Raw genomic sequence first — 15,264 nt, forward strand, 5'->3', positions numbered from 1 at the left:
GAGAGTAGTAATCGCTGATCTCTAAACCTCATTTGCAAAACAGGCAATGTGGATAGGCCTCTGATGGAACTGAACCTGAACTTCATCAACAGCTTCATCACATGGAACTTATCGAGTGTGATATTCATTCCGGGAAATTGTTCACCAATTTCTTGAATACACACTCCGTAGTTTAATCCCATGAAGGTAACGGTATGTATCTCCACTTTCGTTTGGGTAAGCTTGTTCTTCTATCTTCTATAAAAGCAAAAATCCACAACCTCATTCGGTTGTGGATTTTATGTATAGAGGCGAGGGGGGACAAACCCCTGTCCGAAGGCAACACCACATCGGTGTCTACGGGTGTAGTCACGGTTTTGATGTCACCCTAGTATCGCCCCGTAACCGTCTATACTAACTACTTGTTCGCAGTCGAATAAAATGTTGAAGCATTTGGGCTTGAATAAGCACATCTGATAATATACTCTCGTCCTCACGAAACGACATGCCCAATCGCCGTCACAAAGAGGAAGAGGAATACAGCCATGGATGTGTTAATTACTTCGAAAAGCATAAGCGGCTTAGACATTTTAGTCGGTGATTTTGGAAAAATACCAGCTAAGTCGATAATGTACACGATAAAGTATAAAACAGCGATGATTTGTGTGATGAAAATGGCATGAGGATGTGATATCAACAAGAGATAACACGCGATAAACGACGTAATTCCAAGTAAGATAAGAAACAGATTAAACCCCCAAAATACAACTCCTTTTAACTCTGAAAAATCCCTATTCTCAATCGGTCCTCCCGGAACCAATATCGCCAACAATGTTACATTTAAAAACACCACTAAACTTGCCATGATCATAATATCCTGCATTGTTATCTCTTCCTCTCATCTGTTAGTGTCTCAAGATTAACAGGAAGGAAAGAGAGTGTATTGTAAAAAATCAGCATCTATGATCAGGCGTTCATCACTCCTGACCATGCCATACATAACGAAGGGTTAATTCTTGTGGCAGCTTCTCTAACTCTTTGACGGTTTTGCCTGCAAATTTTTTGGATGTTTTGATGAGGTGAGACTGATCATAGTAACGATACTGCATATCCTTCCTCAAACCTTCATCCTCAACATGTTTTCTGAACTTCACAATATCTCCATAGGCCTTTGGGGTCAGTCCGATCTGTTTTTTGAAGAAACGCTCCAACGTACTTACTGAAACACCAAAAAATTTTGCCATACTCACAATGTTCAAGTTTTCATATTCTCGTTCTACATAAGTAAGCATTTTCTCTATGCGGCCAATATCCTTCTTATTCAACGCCATTTTATGCAGCAAATAATGATTGATTGCTGTGATATGTTGCTCCACATCTTTAGATCTCATCATCATTCGGTACAGTTCATCTAGATCAGGGTCCACATCGATGGCCTGTACGATTCGCTCTGTCAATTCGAGGCTGGGCACATGAAACAATTGTATAAACCCTAACGGAGTTAATGAAATCCCGATTTGATACAGCTGTTGTCCATATCGAACATATTTCGCGCTTTTCATTTGACCAATCACAACCGTATTCGGGATCACCATTTCCTGATCTTCTCCCACCAGCCTATAAGCAGACCCATAATTGAAAATGATATTAATATACCCCAGCGGCATAATAATGTCTTCTCTGTTGTCATCTGCAAGAAAGTCGAAGTCTACGACCCAGATATAGTCCACTATTTTATGCAAGGCATCTATAGGTTCAAAGGTTCGAATCATCGTATGCATCTCCTTCTAAAAGACTGGTGATACTAATATACCGTTACATCTTATTAACTCTTTTTTTGGGTTATACTAATATCATTAAGACTCACAATCAATAAAGAGGTGTTAGGAAAACGTGTTTATTTTTAACTTTTTCGGCATTACAACCGTTATTTTTCTTGTTATTTTTTTATATTTTTATTTAACAGACCCCAGAAGAACAATTAACGGCTTACTATTCAACTTATTTTTTGGTTCATTGAGTATTTTACTTATTTATTCAGCTCTTAGCTCAAAGAATCCGTTTTTAGTTGTTATAGGACTCGTTCCTTTTTTTGTGATTCTTTTTGCTTTCAGTTTTGGCTTATTCGCCCTCATGGTGGGAATGTTTATAAACGCAAAAATTCTAATAAAAAAAGAAGGACGACGTTTTTCAAATTATTTAACTCTTCTTTTTGGCATTTGTCTTTTGCTTTTAATCCTAATTTCTATCATCAATCCGTCTCGTTTTTTATCTGTTAAGATTCAGCCGCTATATGCAGGAATGACTTTTATTATTTTATATTTATTCGTCAACTTATTTAATTTCCTAACGGCTTATTTTCTCTATCAATTCAATAGACCCAAATATAATCAAGATTTTATCATCGTTCTTGGAAGTGGTTTAATTCATGATAAAGTTCCCCCACTCCTAGCCAGCAGAATTAATAAAGCGATTGAATTTTATGGGAAGCAGGCGACCGTAACTACGCCTCCAACAATCATTTTTTCTGGTGGTAAAGGATCTGATGAAAACCTTGCTGAAGCTGAAGCGATGCAAAATTACGCTCTGGAAAAGGGAATCCCTCTCGAACAAACAATTAAAGAAGATCGTTCCACCAATACGTATGAGAATATGCTTTTTTCAAAGAAAATTATGGATGACTTACACGGGGCTAATTATAACAGCATCTTTACGACAAATAACTTCCACTTGTTCCGTGCAGGACTATACGCCAAGCAAGCTGGACTAAATAGTCAAGGAATTGGTTCAAAAACAGCACTCTACTATTGGCCAAATGCCATGATTCGCGAATATATTGCTCTTGTTGTCATGAATCGTAAACGGCACAGTATTGTAATTGGAGTTATTTTAGGATTCTCCATCTTATTATCTATAATAGAATACATGGTTTTATAGAGGCGGAAACTTATTCGAATTTGCCTTAAGAAGTCATTTTTTGTTAGGCACGATATCTGCCGCATAATCAATAAAAAAGTGATAATAGCCACTTTTATTGGCATAATGTATAAAGACATAAGTACACCCCGAATTTCATTCTAGTACACTTTCCATTAATTATAGAAAAGGATCGCGGCTATTGGGGTATTAGCGACAACAGGGGAAAAATACGTAGCATGTAACGCATAGTTCATGATTAATTTTATATATTTTTTACAATAATAAAAGAAGGACAATCAAAACGATAGCTAGAAACATACTAAAAGATTTAAGGAAGTCAAAAATCAGGAGGAGATCATGGGCAGATTAGTTCATTTTGAAATTCATGTCGGGGACATGGAGCGTGCTAAGCAGTTTTATGGAGAAGTATTTGGATGGACATTCGAAGATTGGAGCGAATATGCCGGAATGCCGTATTTTGGAGCAACGACTGGTGATGCCAATGAGCTTGGCGTTAACGGAGCTCTGGTGCAGCGTCAAGGCGCTTCTCCACAACAAGGCCAAGCTATGAATGGCTATGCATGTACGATGGGCGTGGAAGATTACGATTCTACGGATGCCAAAATTCTGAATCTTGGAGGCAAGGTCGCATTGCCGAAACATGCTCTGCCTGGAATGGCGTGGCAGGGATATTATATAGATACCGAAGGAAATATTTTTGGCATTCATCAGCCGGATAAGAACGCAAAATAGAATTTTTTGGGCGACCCCGCTCGTCTCCTTCAACGCAAAAAGGACACCTCTGAGGTGTCCTTTTTCATTTAGCTCGTATCATCCGGCCACTCATTTCAAGTCTGTTTTTCAAGTAACGGAGCAAATAACATAGAAAATCCGGTCGGATTCCCCCTGTTCCACAAAGTCATTCGGGTTGAATTGGGTACGACTGTTTCCCAGTATAAGTCGTCTCCATGGGAAAAGGTCCTTGGGCTGTTCTCATGACAAGCGATTTATCCGGTTTATTTCGCCTGATCATTAACTAATTCAACCTTATCTTCTACAACGAAGATCTCATTCTCCATATAATAGTCCTTCAATTCATCTTGGACGCTCTGCTCGGCTAACGGCACCTGGTGGCGGTAAGCGGCCCGACAGATCACATGGGCGGCCACTGGAGCTGTCAAAAACACAAAGAAGATTCCCAAGATGAGGCGGATGCTGAAGAAACCGTCGGAAATTAAGAAATACAGTAATGTTCCAACGAGCGCGCACAGCACACCAAGCGTAGAACTTTTAGATGCAGCATGAGACCTTGTGTACACATCGGGCAAACGCACAATCCCAATCGCGCTGATCAAGCTGAAAATGGCTCCAATGAGAATGAGGACTGCCCCGACTACTTCACCGCTTCCGCTCAATAACAACACCTCTTTCAATGAATCTGGCAAAGGCAACCGTTCCAATAAATGAAAGGATCCCGATCAGTAATATAAGATCAAAAAAGGCATGTGTGTGCAGCAGCACGGAGAACACGGCGGTACTGGCGATCAGATTAATACCAATGGAATCCAACGCTTGAACACGGTCTGCACTGGAAGGCCCTTTCACAATCCGATATAAATTGGCTAGTATGGCCAACATTAATATACATAATGCAGTGATCAACACCGTCTCAAATATCATTTTCTTGTCACATCCTTTATCGCTTTTTCAAAAACAGATTTTGATTTTAATACAGAATCCCTGGATTCAGGCATGTTCAGACCGTGAATGTACAGCACCTTTGAATCAGGGGTTACCTCCATGACGACTGAGCCTGGCGTTAAGCAAATTAATAAAGATAGGAGCGTGATTTCCAAATCCCCCTCCAAATCCGTTTCTACCTTGAAAATTCCTGGCTTGACATCGATTTTAGGACGGAGTACATGCTTCATGACCATCATCGCAGAAGTATTCAGCTCATGGATAAACAGAACGAACAACTTACCGATTGCAGCTAGCGTGAATAGATAAAACGGTTTTTTAAAGAAACGGCGGATGCACAGTAAAATAAACAAACCAACAAAGTAACCGCTGAAAAAGTTTAATATGCTCATATCCTCTTGCAGAAACATCCACAAGTAGGCAATGAATATGTTGAGTAGCACTTGAACGGGCATGACTGTTTCCCTCCTTAACCAAACACGGCCTGAATATATAAACCTGGATTCAACAATTCCTCCGCAGCTTGAGCTACATAACCCGTAATCGCCTCAGCACCGATTCCCAGAGCAACACTAGCCAGCGTCAATAGAGCGATAGGAAGCAATAAACCTTTCGTTGTCCCTTTCTCCTCCTCTACACTCAGAATCGTTTCACCCCAAAAAGCTTTCATAAACAATTTGATCATAGAATACAGAATGAACAAGCTGGCCAGTAGCCCGATTCCTCCGAGCCAATAATAGCCGGCTTCAAAGACACCTTGCGTCGTAAATACTTTGCCAAGAAAACCGCTTAACGGAGGAATTCCAACCATAGACAAAGCCGCGATGAAGAACATCCAGCCTAATTGGGGGTGAAGCCGAATCAAGCCGCTAATATTCTTCAAATTACTTGTTCCCGTGAGATGAACAATCGTTCCCCCGATCATAAATACAAGTCCCTTAATCAACATGTCGTGAATCAAATAATATATAGAACCCGCTATGCCGGTGGATGTGAAAGAGACGAGCCCAGCCATAATAAATCCAACGCTGATGATCACATTGTAGGTTAATATTTTTCTCAAATCCCAATATCCAATCGCTCCGAGTCCGCCTAGTACCATTGTAATAGCTGCTAAAATCCCGATAAACAGATGGGTAATCTGCGGTTCATGATAAAAGATGAGCGTAAACATTCTGAAAATGGCGTATATCCCTACCTTTGTGAGTAATGCAGCGAAAATAGCAGCGATTGCCGTTGGCGGTACACTATATGATCCGGGTAGCCAGAAATAGAGCAATAATCCCGCCTTCATGGCGAAAACGATCAGGAATAATAATGCGACGGTGGTAATTAACCCATCCTGACCAACCTCTGCAATCCGGATCGATAAATGGGCGAGGTTCAATGTGCCGGTCATAGAATATAAATAGGCAACGCCGATCAAAAAGAACGCCGATGCAATAATGTTCGTAAAAATATATTTCAGCGACTCGCGAAGCTGCCTCTGAGATCCACCCAACGTGATCAGTACATAAGATGCAACCAGAAACATTTCAAAAAAGACATATAAATTGAATAAATCCCCTGTCAAGAACGAACCATTGACACCTGTAATCAAAAACAGAAAGAGAGGATAGAAATAAAGTTTTTCTTGTTTTCGGCCAATCGATGAAAAAGCATAAATTAAGCAGCATACCGAAACAATAGAGGTAGCCAAAAGCAGTAAAGCACTGAACATGTCACCCACGAAACTAATGCCGTAAGGCGCTTCCCAACCACCCAACTGTAATGTTTGAATACCGCCATCTCTGATCTGATTCATCAATAGAACTGAAATGACACTGGTAGCTAACAATGCAACCAGACTAAGAATCCGCTGCAGCTTTAAGTTTTTCTGGAATATAATAAGGAGCATCCCCGTCAATAGAGGAATGATAACCGGCGTGATCAACAAATTATTCATTGCTCATTTCCCCTTAATTGCTCCATGTCATCCGTCCCAAAGCTTTGATAGGCGCGGTAACATAAAACTAATACTAGCGCTGTCACGGCAAAATTAATGACGATCGCAGTTAAAATTAATGCTTGAGGAATAGAATCCGTAAAACCCGCAACTTTCTCTCCAAGCAGAGGGGCGCTCCCCGTCTTCAGCCCACCAGAAGTGATGAGCAACAAATTAACCGCATGGCCCACAATCGATGCTCCGAGCACAATTCGCAGTAGTTGCTTAGATAGAATCAAATAGGTTCCAATGGATATTAAAATACCGACCAGTATGACTATTAGTGTCTCCATATTAACGATCCTCACTTATGCTTAGAATAATATTGACTGCGGTGCCTATGACAGCCAAAGCGACTCCGGTATCAAAAATCAAAGCAGACGCGAGCTCAGTATCTCCAAAGATCGGTAAATCAACATGACCGAAGGTCTGGGTTAAAAAAGGTTTACCAAATACGGCGCTCACCATTCCGGTCGCAACTGCAATCAACACACCAATCGCTGAAAGTTTTTTGAAATCAACCCGAATATTTTCCCTTACCTTCTCGATTCCAAAAGAAAGATACAGTAGGACAATAGATGATGCCATACTCAGCCCCCCAATGAATCCTCCTCCCGGATGATGGTGACCGTTCATAAATAAATAGATCGAAAAGGTCAATATGATCACGGCAGCTACTCGAGTTACACTTTTCAATATCACATCATTCGATTTCATTTTGTTCCCTCCTTTTGGAACGCTGATGAATGAATACATATACACCTAGCCCGGCAATGACCAACACGGATATTTCCAGCATTGTATCGAATCCGCGGAAGTCCACTAATATAGCGTTGACAATATTTTTGGCGCCCGCCAGCTCAAAGGCGTTTTCAAAAAATGATGATATTGGTTCAAATAATTTATGTCCATTCGCGGACAATGCGAGCAGGGTCACCGTTAGACCCATCGCGATCGATATGACCAGATTCGTCAGTTTGAAAGGAATCCGCTCGATGCTTTTCGTAAGTTTCGGCAAATGATAGAAGCACAGCAAGAACAGAACCGTTGTCACCGTCTCCACCACCATTTGCGTCAATGCCAGGTCAGGAGCCCTAAAGATAACAAAGAACATTGAAACCATATAACCTAAGGCGCCTAGTGCAACAATAGCCACGATCCGATTGCCGGCAAACAAGACCGTACCTGCGGCGATCACCATCCCGAGCACAAGGCCCGCATCAAAAATACTGATAGCTGCATTACTTGCGAAATCGAACTGGAGACCATGGAGCAGCAGAAGCGAACTTATCAATACAATGACAAAGAAAGAAAAAATGTAGATCAGATAATGTCTCAGCGAGCCTGTCATATACCGATTCGTTAGGGATACCGAGAGTCTCTCTGTACCTGATAAGCCCTGATTGTACCAATGATTCAGCGTTAATTTCTGCGGATAACTCCGCATGGTCTGAATCCACTGCTTCGTTGTTTTGAAGAGAAGGAGACCGACAACAATGACACCGATTGTCATCACGAGCTCCATATTGAGCCCATGCCATGCACTGATTTTCAGGTCGTATGGAGACATCGGCATCATCGGCAAAATCGCGGTTAACGCCGGGGTGAGAATATACTTACCCAATACATTTGGGAAGAAGAAGATGAATATAACGAGTAATGCTAAAAGGGCTGGTGAAAACAGCATCCCCCAAGGCGCTTCATGCACTTTTCGTGTCAATTTTTCAGGACGATATTGTCCTCCAAAGGTTTTGAATACAAAAATCATGCAATAGACAAAAGTAAATATGCTGGCTACCCAAGCAATAATCGGGAACAGGATACCAATGCTGCTCAAACCGAAAATACCGGTTTGGGATACGTCATTCACTGCTGCAAAAAACATTTCCTTACTCAAAAAGCCGTTAAACGGCGGTAATCCCGCCATAGATAAGCCGCCAATCAAAGCGATCGTGAACGTGACCGGCATCACTTGCATCAAACCGCCTAAATAGCGAATATCCCGCCGACCTGTCTCATGGTCAATAATACCGACAACCATAAACAAACTTCCTTTAAAGGTCGAATGATTAAACAGATGGAATAGGGCGGCAAATGTAGCTACCGTAAAGATAGTGCCACTCTCACCAGGTCCAAAATAGACTGCTAAAGAACCGACCCCAAGCAGGCACATGATCAATCCCAATTGACTAATCGTAGAATAAGCTAACATCGCCTTTAAATCGGTCTGTCTAAGCGCCGTCAAAGAACCATACAGCATCGTAATGATACCAATACCGGCCACAAGCCAGAACCATACGGAGCTACCCCCGAATATCGGAGTCATACGCGCCACTAAATAAATGCCAGCCTTGACCATTGTAGCCGAGTGAAGGTAACTGCTGACCGGAGTTGGAGCCTCCATCGCATCTGGTAACCAAATACCGAACGGAAATTGCGCGGATTTCGTAAATGCACCGAGCAAAATACATAGCATGGCAGGAATAAACAACGCATGGCTTTGGATGACATCCAGGTTCGCGATCATTTCCCGAATGCTGTACGTATCCGCCATCATGATCAGCATAATAAATCCGGCTAACATGCCGAATCCGCCAAGAACCGTAATCAATAGTGCCTTTAAAGCGCCTTGGCGAGAACTCTTGCGCTCATACCAATAGGATATTAATAAGAAGGACGAGACGCTGGTTAACTCCCAGAACCCGTACAGGACCAAAAGGTGATCCGAGAATACTAATCCCAGCATGGCGCCCATGAACATGAGCAAATAAATATAGAAGTTATGGAGAGCCTCCCGAACCTTAGACATATAAAAAATTGAATAAATAATAACTAAGGTGCCTACACCGCTGATGAGCAGACCGAATAACAGGCTGAGCCCATCCACATAGGAGACAATATTCATATCAAGGGACGGAATCCAAGATAATGTGTATTTATAGGTATCACCTGCCGCTACACCAGGTATATACTGTAACAAATAGACAAAAATAGATGAAGGGACAAGTAAAACGAACCATCCCGTGTGCACTATGCGATTGAAATACTTATATAGTAAGGGAACAAGCATTGCACTTATCAACGGGAGAAAAATAAAGGTATAGAATATAGTCAAGTGCACTCCTCCTTATTCATGACTTCTGTTTCCTTATCTGCGTATTGACTCTTTTGGTGACATCAACTATAGTCTTACATAGTTTAATCGAGCCATACTACTAGCATTGAGGTGAAATACTTAAAATGAATAACATGTCTAATGAGAGCATTCTTGTTTGCGTTTATTATGGTCCCAATGGCGAAAGACTACTCAAACGCGGTTGTAAAATCGCTAATATGATGAAAGCTCCGCTTTATATATTGACCGTTGATCCGAAGCCATTCGACGAACTGGATGCCGAGAAACTATTCTATATCGAGCAATGGAAAGAATATGCTCACTCTCATGCAACGGCCCAATTTATCATGAAGGACAATGAAAGCCGCCCTGTCTCTAAGGTCATTGCAGAAGTGGCCAGAGATAACAACATCACACAGATCATTCTTGGTCAAACGGCGCACAGCCGATGGGAACAAATTACGAAGGGATCTATCATTAACTCCTTGGTACGCGAGATCCCATTTGTAGACCTGCATATTGTTTCCGTTGCCCGTTATATTCGGGATGAAGAAGGTATTTATGAAAAGGGAATTCGAGCTTATTTGATTAAAGATGGGGATCATTACAAGTTAAGCTTCAATCATGAAAAACAAACGGAATATGAGGGTATTTTCTTCAAAGAAGTCGACACAGATTTCGATAACGGAATTTTCCGATTTATGAAAGACGCTGCAACTTTGCACGTTCTCGTTAGTGACGGGATTATCACCGAATTAAAAAATGTAGATATTTATGCAGCGATGGGTTTGGACAACTCTGTTGAATAAAAGTTAAATAAAGAAACTAACCTTCTCCACATGTTTAATGTGGAGATTTTTTTTGTCTTTTCAAAACACAGATCATTTATAAATCAACATCCACTTTAATCGGTCTCTTCTCAGTCCTGTCGATTCCCAGATATTTTAACGTTTCTGCCGTGGAATGATGATGCAAAATCGACTTTAAGATAGAGATGGCAACTCCCCTGTAATACGCATGGTAACCAAACGTCTTTCTCAGCGTATGCGTCCCGATTTTCTCAGATATCCCTACCTCCCTTGCCGAGTGGTTAATAATTCGGTACGCCTGCTGACGGGTAATCGGGTGACAATCCTTTTTCGATTTAAACAAATAATCCTCAGATTTCCAATTGATGTTGGATAAATACTCGGTTAGTATTTCCCCGATCTTCCCGTTTAAGTAATAAGCCTTTTCTTCTCCTGTCTTTTCATCCTTAATATAAAGAAACTGTTTAGCATTCTGGCCATCCCAAACGTCCTGTACAGTAAGGTTGAGCAAATCAAGAAGACTAATCCCGGTGTTAATTCCCAATACAAAAAGCAACAGATCCCTTACAGAGTGTTTTCTCAACTCCTCTTTCATCGCTTGTATGGTTTTTACGTCCCGAATCGGATTAACAAATTGCACAGAGAATCCCTCCGATTAATGTTACTTAATTTAAGGTTAACAGATATTAAGTAACATAACAATTAAAAAATCACTTTACTTTATAAAAAAATCTAACGGTTAGTTTGTCATAAAATAAAAACACCACATAAGAAGCTTTCAATTGAAATGATATCCAGTCGGACAAAAACTTAATCAGCAAAGCTGCGATACCCGTAAACATTCTAGAATCATTACGCAGCAGCAAGCGCACAATGATCACTGGAAACAAACGCATTAGCTATTCATTGAATAATGCACAATGGCGCTCAATAAATAAGTCATTTCACTACTTTTCCAAAAAAAAAGACCCCCATCGTGGGGATCGTAAGGATTTGTTTATTGTACTGGCAGTTGAGAAATTTAGGTTCTTCCTTATATCTATTATAACCTTCATGTTCTAAAGCTCTCTATAGTCTGGCTGCATCATCCCTTGAGTAGGCTGATCCTCTTGGTACTCATAATATTGCGGCTGAACCGTCGCATGTATTTGTGTTTCCACTGGCACTGACGGCTGCTGATATGGCTCATCCACATACATGATTCTGCGCTGAATTTGCATGAGCCCATTCACGACGCGAAGCGCGACCCAAAAAAGTACAAGGCCAACTCCTACGTACAGCAGATATTGCTGATTATAGGTCCAATCTATATGAAAATAACTAAACAAGCTATTCTCTAAAATATCAAGTTGCATTTCATTCATCAAAATGATATGCACGACTGGAAGAGCAATAAATCCTAGTCCTAGTGAAATCACCGTTACCATAATAACAAAGAATACAATGCCTGTTACAAATCTTAGTAATACGAGCAGCAGATTTCGAATGAATAGCCCCCCGTCAAAACCTCTCATCATTCGCATCAACCAGTTCTGCCCAGCTTCAGACTGTCGATTGTAGGTATACGAAACAGGAGGAGTAGGTAAACCTAAAATTTGTCTAATCATGCTTTGTTCAAAATTCACAATCCCATTCAACAGCTTAGATACTCCAAAAAACAGCGGTATTCCGATAAATATTGGAGTTAAACCGATTGATAGTGCAAGTCCCGTTATCGCTATTGTAAAATAGATAATCCCTAACGGGAGAGATAGCAGTAAATAGAGGATCGTTGCATAGGTTTTTGGATTAAACAGCACCCAATTCACCTTACCTGCCCGCGCCATTGCAGTCGCTTCTATTGCCTTCACATTCAAACACTCCTTTGGCTTCATAAGTCACGCTCTGAGTTATAAATCCATTATATCCGCCTTATTCGCCTGACATAACCGTCTTAGGGGGTATCTGAAGCTAGACTTTAGGCTAGGACTGGTCCTGATGATTTTGTGTACAGCCTAGACCCACTTACGTAGAAAGCTACAATTACAGATTATAAAGGCGCTCGATATGGAGGCGAAGCATGGCTGTGCAAAACCACAATTCGCAGTCGCGTTTTGATAGGGGTTTGGGGAATCCAATATTAGCTGACCAGCTTCAAGCCAACAACGGCAAAAATAATTCCAAGAATGCAGCCGATACGAAGCCAGCTTTTCGACTCCTTAAAAAATATCATTCCAACAATAGCAGCTCCCACCGTTCCAATTCCTGTCCAAACTGCATAAGCAGTCGCCAGCGGTATTGTTCCCATTGCCCCGACAAGCAGTTTGAAGCTGAGGAAGAACCCGCCTATGAGGATGATGTTATTGGTCCAGTTATTATTTTTAGCTACGCGTTTAATACCGATTACCCCGATAACCTCCAGCAATCCAGCCGCAATAAGCACCATCCAATCCATCAGGCTTCACTTCCTTTGCTCGACAATTTCAAACCAATAATACACGCTAACAGCAATAAGATGAAAACAATCCGCAACATACTGACGGTACCGCCAGACATCACGATTTCCACAATCGTAGTCCCCAAAGTTCCCATCCCTGCAAACACAGCGTATACCGTTCCAACCGGCAATGCCTTGGCTGCTCTAATAATTAAATCAAAGCTTGCCAACAGGGAGACAAGAACGACAATGCTAGGAACATCTTCGTATTTGAACCCACTTGCCCACACGATCTCCAATAGTCCGCCTAAGAGTACATAAGTCCATGCTCTTGCCTCACTTATTCGCTTATCCGTTTTAACTGTCATTGCCGTCTCCCTCCTGTAAGTGCTGCAGATAATAGTCAACAATTCGATCGATATGTTCCATTACTTCGGCATCCATTCCGTACACCTTTGTTTCCATTCCTTCTTCAGGGCGAATTAATGACCAATACTTATCAATGAGTTGCTCGTCATGCTGAAACCATTCCATGGAAACCTCAACGATTTGCGCCGCAAGCTTCTGAGAAATGATAGAGGAAGGGGATTCGTGCATATGCTCCTTGACCTTTCGCATCAGCTTCGCCCACTCCATGCTTCGTGGATCGTTTGAACTCAGATCCGGCAAGTCTTTAATAATATTAATTTCATGATCCGAAAAATGCTGGGCAAAAAATGTTTCTCTAGCCTCGAAGGGGGATTGCAGTGACCTGATGAAAAGAAAGATATCCTCCGTTTCGATCTTTCCTTTCATTTCAAAGGCATGCCTTGCTGTCTGCAACAGCTTCTCCATCTCATCAAGACGTTTCCTTTCCTCTACAATAGCTCCCAGCTCAAAATCCAGATAATCTCTCCAACGTTGCTCCTGTGAATCCTTCCCTGTAGACAACATTTCCTTGATGGACGCCAGCGTAAAGCCCAGCTCCTTCAATGCAGCTATATGCTGGAGCACTCTAATCTCCTCATTTGAATAGTACCGGTAGCCGGAATCAGCTACCTTGGCAGGCTTTAGTAAACCGATCTCGTCATAGTATCTCAGTGTCCTTATAGATATATTTGTATTCTTGGACAACTCTCCAATGCTGTACATAATGACCCCACCTCTCAACAACAAGTATATAGTCTCCAGTATACGTGAGAGTCAAGTTTTTTTAGAAAAATATTCTAATAAATTTGGATTTACAAGCTAGATGAAAAGCAAAAATCCACAACCTTATGCGGTTGTGGGTTTACATGGTGGAGGCGAGGGGAATGTTCATATCTCCATCTTATCTGCTCACGATGCTATCCTCCACCGACGATATTAGAGGTTGGATATAAACGCCGTGCTCCCTACGCTTCGCTCCAGTCCGCGCGGACTGAACCCAGGGTCCGACCCCTCGAAACTCCACCAATGCAAAAAGGACACCTCTGAGGTGTCCTTTTTCATGTTGGTGGAGGCGAGGGGAATGTTCATATCTCCATCTTACTTGCTCACGATGCTATCCTCCGCCGACGATATTAGAGGTTGGATATAAACGCCGTGCTCGTACGCTACGCTCCCTGCGCGCGGGCTGAACCCAAGGGTTCGACCCCTCTTACAACTCCACCAAATGAAAAAAACACTGACCTCTCGCGGTCAGTGTCTTTACATTTGGTGGAGGCGAGGGGAATCGAACCCCTGTCCGAAGATAACGCAACATAAGCTTCTACGGGTGTAGTCACAGTTTTGATGTCACCCTAGTATCGCCCCGTAACCGGCTATACTTTAGGTCAGCCTGATTATCTTCTTCAGCACACCCCAGGCGGAGATGTGACAGCGTATCCCACTAAAGTTGAGCCCCTAGCCCGCCACATGGGCGATGGAAGGTAGGAGCACGCTAACAGGTTATTAAGCTGCTAAAGCGTAGTTTGTTTGTTGTTTGCCGTTTAATAGGCTTTAGCGTTGATGAAGCGGACGCGTCCCCACTACCCGCTACTCATGCCCGAACTACCCCCGTCGAATCCAAGAACGCCCCCATGTAAGTAGAAATCTACGTCGTCCTGATTAGGACAGCGCGTTTCTATAAAGGGTATGCGCCGATCGAACCAACTAATATTCGATCTGGACCAGTGATAATTCTGAAGTCCACCGACTTCAATCGAGCATGGTAGATACGTAACCGTGAATCTCATATCCATCGTGGTTACATTCTTATTATACGGCGCGGATGCTTCAAAAGTAAAGGAGCACCATAATGTTCTTGCACTCCAAACCTTATCCATGGAAGCTCCTGCCTGATGAGCCACCGTATTTATATTCTATCCTACACGCAGTAGTT

The 15,264-nt window shown here is 42.0% G+C and carries 17 protein-coding genes and 1 other RNA gene; 3 read left to right on the forward strand and 15 right to left on the reverse strand.

What is annotated here, in order from left to right:
- Positions 1-472: 472 nt before the first annotated feature.
- Together BVG16_RS18995 and BVG16_RS19000 are read right to left on the reverse strand one after the other, a co-directional pair.
- Positions 473-844, reverse strand: coding sequence for a hypothetical protein (locus tag BVG16_RS18995; RefSeq protein WP_144027420.1), 372 nt, complete (start codon positions 842-844; stop codon positions 473-475).
- A gap of 112 nt (positions 845-956) precedes the next feature.
- Positions 957-1,751, reverse strand: a complete 795-nt coding sequence (locus BVG16_RS19000) for a helix-turn-helix domain-containing protein (RefSeq protein ID WP_078500557.1) — start codon at positions 1,749-1,751, stop codon at positions 957-959.
- 121 nt (positions 1,752-1,872) lie between these two features.
- Between BVG16_RS19000 and BVG16_RS19005 the strand changes: the two genes are divergently transcribed.
- The gene (locus tag BVG16_RS19005; protein WP_233147093.1) at positions 1,873-2,916 is read left to right on the forward strand and encodes a YdcF family protein; all 1,044 of its coding nucleotides are present in this window, start codon (positions 1,873-1,875) and stop codon (positions 2,914-2,916) included.
- A 339-nt stretch (positions 2,917-3,255) separates the two neighbouring features.
- A complete protein-coding gene (locus BVG16_RS19010) occupies positions 3,256-3,651 on the forward strand; it encodes a VOC family protein (protein WP_078500559.1) in 396 nt (131 codons plus the stop codon).
- 263 nt (positions 3,652-3,914) lie between these two features.
- On the opposite strand, the gene BVG16_RS19015 is transcribed toward BVG16_RS19010, so the two are convergent.
- The 7 genes from BVG16_RS19015 to BVG16_RS19045 are packed head-to-tail and all read right to left on the reverse strand — an operon-like array spanning position 3,915 to position 9,698.
- A complete protein-coding gene (locus tag BVG16_RS19015) occupies positions 3,915-4,313 on the reverse strand; it encodes a Na+/H+ antiporter subunit G (protein ID WP_078500561.1) in 399 nt (132 codons plus the stop codon).
- On the reverse strand, positions 4,297-4,578 hold the full coding sequence (locus BVG16_RS19020; protein ID WP_078500563.1) for a Na(+)/H(+) antiporter subunit F1: 282 nt from the start codon (positions 4,576-4,578) through the stop codon (positions 4,297-4,299). Before BVG16_RS19020 ends, BVG16_RS19015 begins: the two co-directional genes overlap by 17 nt.
- Positions 4,575-5,054 carry a Na+/H+ antiporter subunit E gene (locus BVG16_RS19025; RefSeq protein WP_078500565.1) on the reverse strand — a complete coding sequence of 160 codons (480 nt, stop codon included), beginning with the start codon at positions 5,052-5,054 and terminating at the stop codon, positions 4,575-4,577. Before BVG16_RS19025 ends, BVG16_RS19020 begins: the two co-directional genes overlap by 4 nt.
- Before the next feature lie 14 nt (positions 5,055-5,068).
- Positions 5,069-6,544, reverse strand: coding sequence for a Na+/H+ antiporter subunit D (locus tag BVG16_RS19030; RefSeq protein ID WP_078500567.1), 1,476 nt, complete (start codon positions 6,542-6,544; stop codon positions 5,069-5,071).
- Positions 6,541-6,876, reverse strand: coding sequence for a Na(+)/H(+) antiporter subunit C (locus BVG16_RS19035; protein ID WP_078500569.1), 336 nt, complete (start codon positions 6,874-6,876; stop codon positions 6,541-6,543). The genes BVG16_RS19030 and BVG16_RS19035 overlap by 4 nt, the downstream gene beginning before the upstream one ends.
- 1 nt (position 6,877) lies before the next feature.
- The gene (locus BVG16_RS19040; RefSeq protein WP_078500571.1) at positions 6,878-7,300 is read right to left on the reverse strand and encodes a Na(+)/H(+) antiporter subunit B; all 423 of its coding nucleotides are present in this window, start codon (positions 7,298-7,300) and stop codon (positions 6,878-6,880) included.
- Positions 7,287-9,698: a Na+/H+ antiporter subunit A gene (locus BVG16_RS19045; RefSeq protein ID WP_144027421.1), complete on the reverse strand. Its 2,412-nt coding sequence runs from the start codon at positions 9,696-9,698 to the stop codon at positions 7,287-7,289. The genes BVG16_RS19040 and BVG16_RS19045 overlap by 14 nt, the downstream gene beginning before the upstream one ends.
- A gap of 125 nt (positions 9,699-9,823) precedes the next feature.
- Here BVG16_RS19045 and BVG16_RS19050 point away from each other — a divergent pair, with 125 nt between their 5' ends.
- On the forward strand, positions 9,824-10,507 hold the full coding sequence (locus BVG16_RS19050) for a universal stress protein (RefSeq protein ID WP_078500574.1): 684 nt from the start codon (positions 9,824-9,826) through the stop codon (positions 10,505-10,507).
- A 76-nt stretch (positions 10,508-10,583) separates the two neighbouring features.
- Here BVG16_RS19050 and BVG16_RS19055 read toward each other — a convergent pair whose 3' ends face one another.
- From BVG16_RS19055 to ssrA, 6 genes are all read right to left on the reverse strand, one after another.
- Positions 10,584-11,147 carry a tyrosine-type recombinase/integrase gene (locus tag BVG16_RS19055; RefSeq protein WP_078500576.1) on the reverse strand — a complete coding sequence of 188 codons (564 nt, stop codon included), beginning with the start codon at positions 11,145-11,147 and terminating at the stop codon, positions 10,584-10,586.
- 418 nt (positions 11,148-11,565) lie between these two features.
- Positions 11,566-12,357: a sensor domain-containing protein gene (locus BVG16_RS19060; RefSeq protein ID WP_078500578.1), complete on the reverse strand. Its 792-nt coding sequence runs from the start codon at positions 12,355-12,357 to the stop codon at positions 11,566-11,568.
- Positions 12,358-12,626: 269 nt separating this feature from the next.
- Entirely contained in the window at positions 12,627-12,941 is a 315-nt protein-coding gene (locus BVG16_RS19065; RefSeq protein ID WP_078500580.1) for a DMT family transporter, read from the reverse strand.
- On the reverse strand, positions 12,941-13,291 hold the full coding sequence (locus BVG16_RS19070; protein WP_078500581.1) for a DMT family transporter: 351 nt from the start codon (positions 13,289-13,291) through the stop codon (positions 12,941-12,943). The genes BVG16_RS19065 and BVG16_RS19070 overlap by 1 nt, the downstream gene beginning before the upstream one ends.
- Positions 13,281-14,054: a MerR family transcriptional regulator gene (locus BVG16_RS19075; RefSeq protein ID WP_078500583.1), complete on the reverse strand. Its 774-nt coding sequence runs from the start codon at positions 14,052-14,054 to the stop codon at positions 13,281-13,283. Before BVG16_RS19075 ends, BVG16_RS19070 begins: the two co-directional genes overlap by 11 nt.
- Before the next feature lie 544 nt (positions 14,055-14,598).
- Positions 14,599-14,962: a transfer-messenger RNA gene (gene ssrA / locus BVG16_RS19080) on the reverse strand.
- Between the last annotated feature and the right edge of the window lie 302 nt (positions 14,963-15,264).

The sequence above is a fragment of the Paenibacillus selenitireducens genome, assembly GCF_002021565.1.
Classification (GTDB): Bacteria; Bacillota; Bacilli; order Paenibacillales; family Paenibacillaceae; genus Paenibacillus_K; species Paenibacillus_K selenitireducens.

Bases quoted from the DNA above. Each gene is read 5' to 3' on its own strand.
- BVG16_RS19065 (WP_078500580.1), bottom strand. From the start codon at position 12,941: ATGGATTGGATGGTGCTTATTGCGGCTGGATTGCTGGAGGTTATCGGG.
- BVG16_RS19075 (WP_078500583.1), bottom strand. From the start codon at position 14,054: ATGTACAGCATTGGAGAGTTGTCCAAGAATACAAATATATCTATAAGG.
- BVG16_RS19020 (WP_078500563.1), bottom strand. From the start codon at position 4,578: ATGATATTTGAGACGGTGTTGATCACTGCATTATGTATATTAATGTTG.
- BVG16_RS19010 (WP_078500559.1), top strand. From the start codon at position 3,256: ATGGGCAGATTAGTTCATTTTGAAATTCATGTCGGGGACATGGAGCGT.
- BVG16_RS19070 (WP_078500581.1), bottom strand. From the start codon at position 13,291: ATGACAGTTAAAACGGATAAGCGAATAAGTGAGGCAAGAGCATGGACT.
- BVG16_RS18995 (WP_144027420.1), bottom strand. From the start codon at position 844: ATGGCAAGTTTAGTGGTGTTTTTAAATGTAACATTGTTGGCGATATTG.
- BVG16_RS19030 (WP_078500567.1), bottom strand. From the start codon at position 6,544: ATGAATAATTTGTTGATCACGCCGGTTATCATTCCTCTATTGACGGGG.
- BVG16_RS19040 (WP_078500571.1), bottom strand. From the start codon at position 7,300: ATGAAATCGAATGATGTGATATTGAAAAGTGTAACTCGAGTAGCTGCC.
- BVG16_RS19025 (WP_078500565.1), bottom strand. From the start codon at position 5,054: ATGCCCGTTCAAGTGCTACTCAACATATTCATTGCCTACTTGTGGATG.
- BVG16_RS19000 (WP_078500557.1), bottom strand. From the start codon at position 1,751: ATGATTCGAACCTTTGAACCTATAGATGCCTTGCATAAAATAGTGGAC.
- BVG16_RS19035 (WP_078500569.1), bottom strand. From the start codon at position 6,876: ATGGAGACACTAATAGTCATACTGGTCGGTATTTTAATATCCATTGGA.
- BVG16_RS19050 (WP_078500574.1), top strand. From the start codon at position 9,824: ATGAATAACATGTCTAATGAGAGCATTCTTGTTTGCGTTTATTATGGT.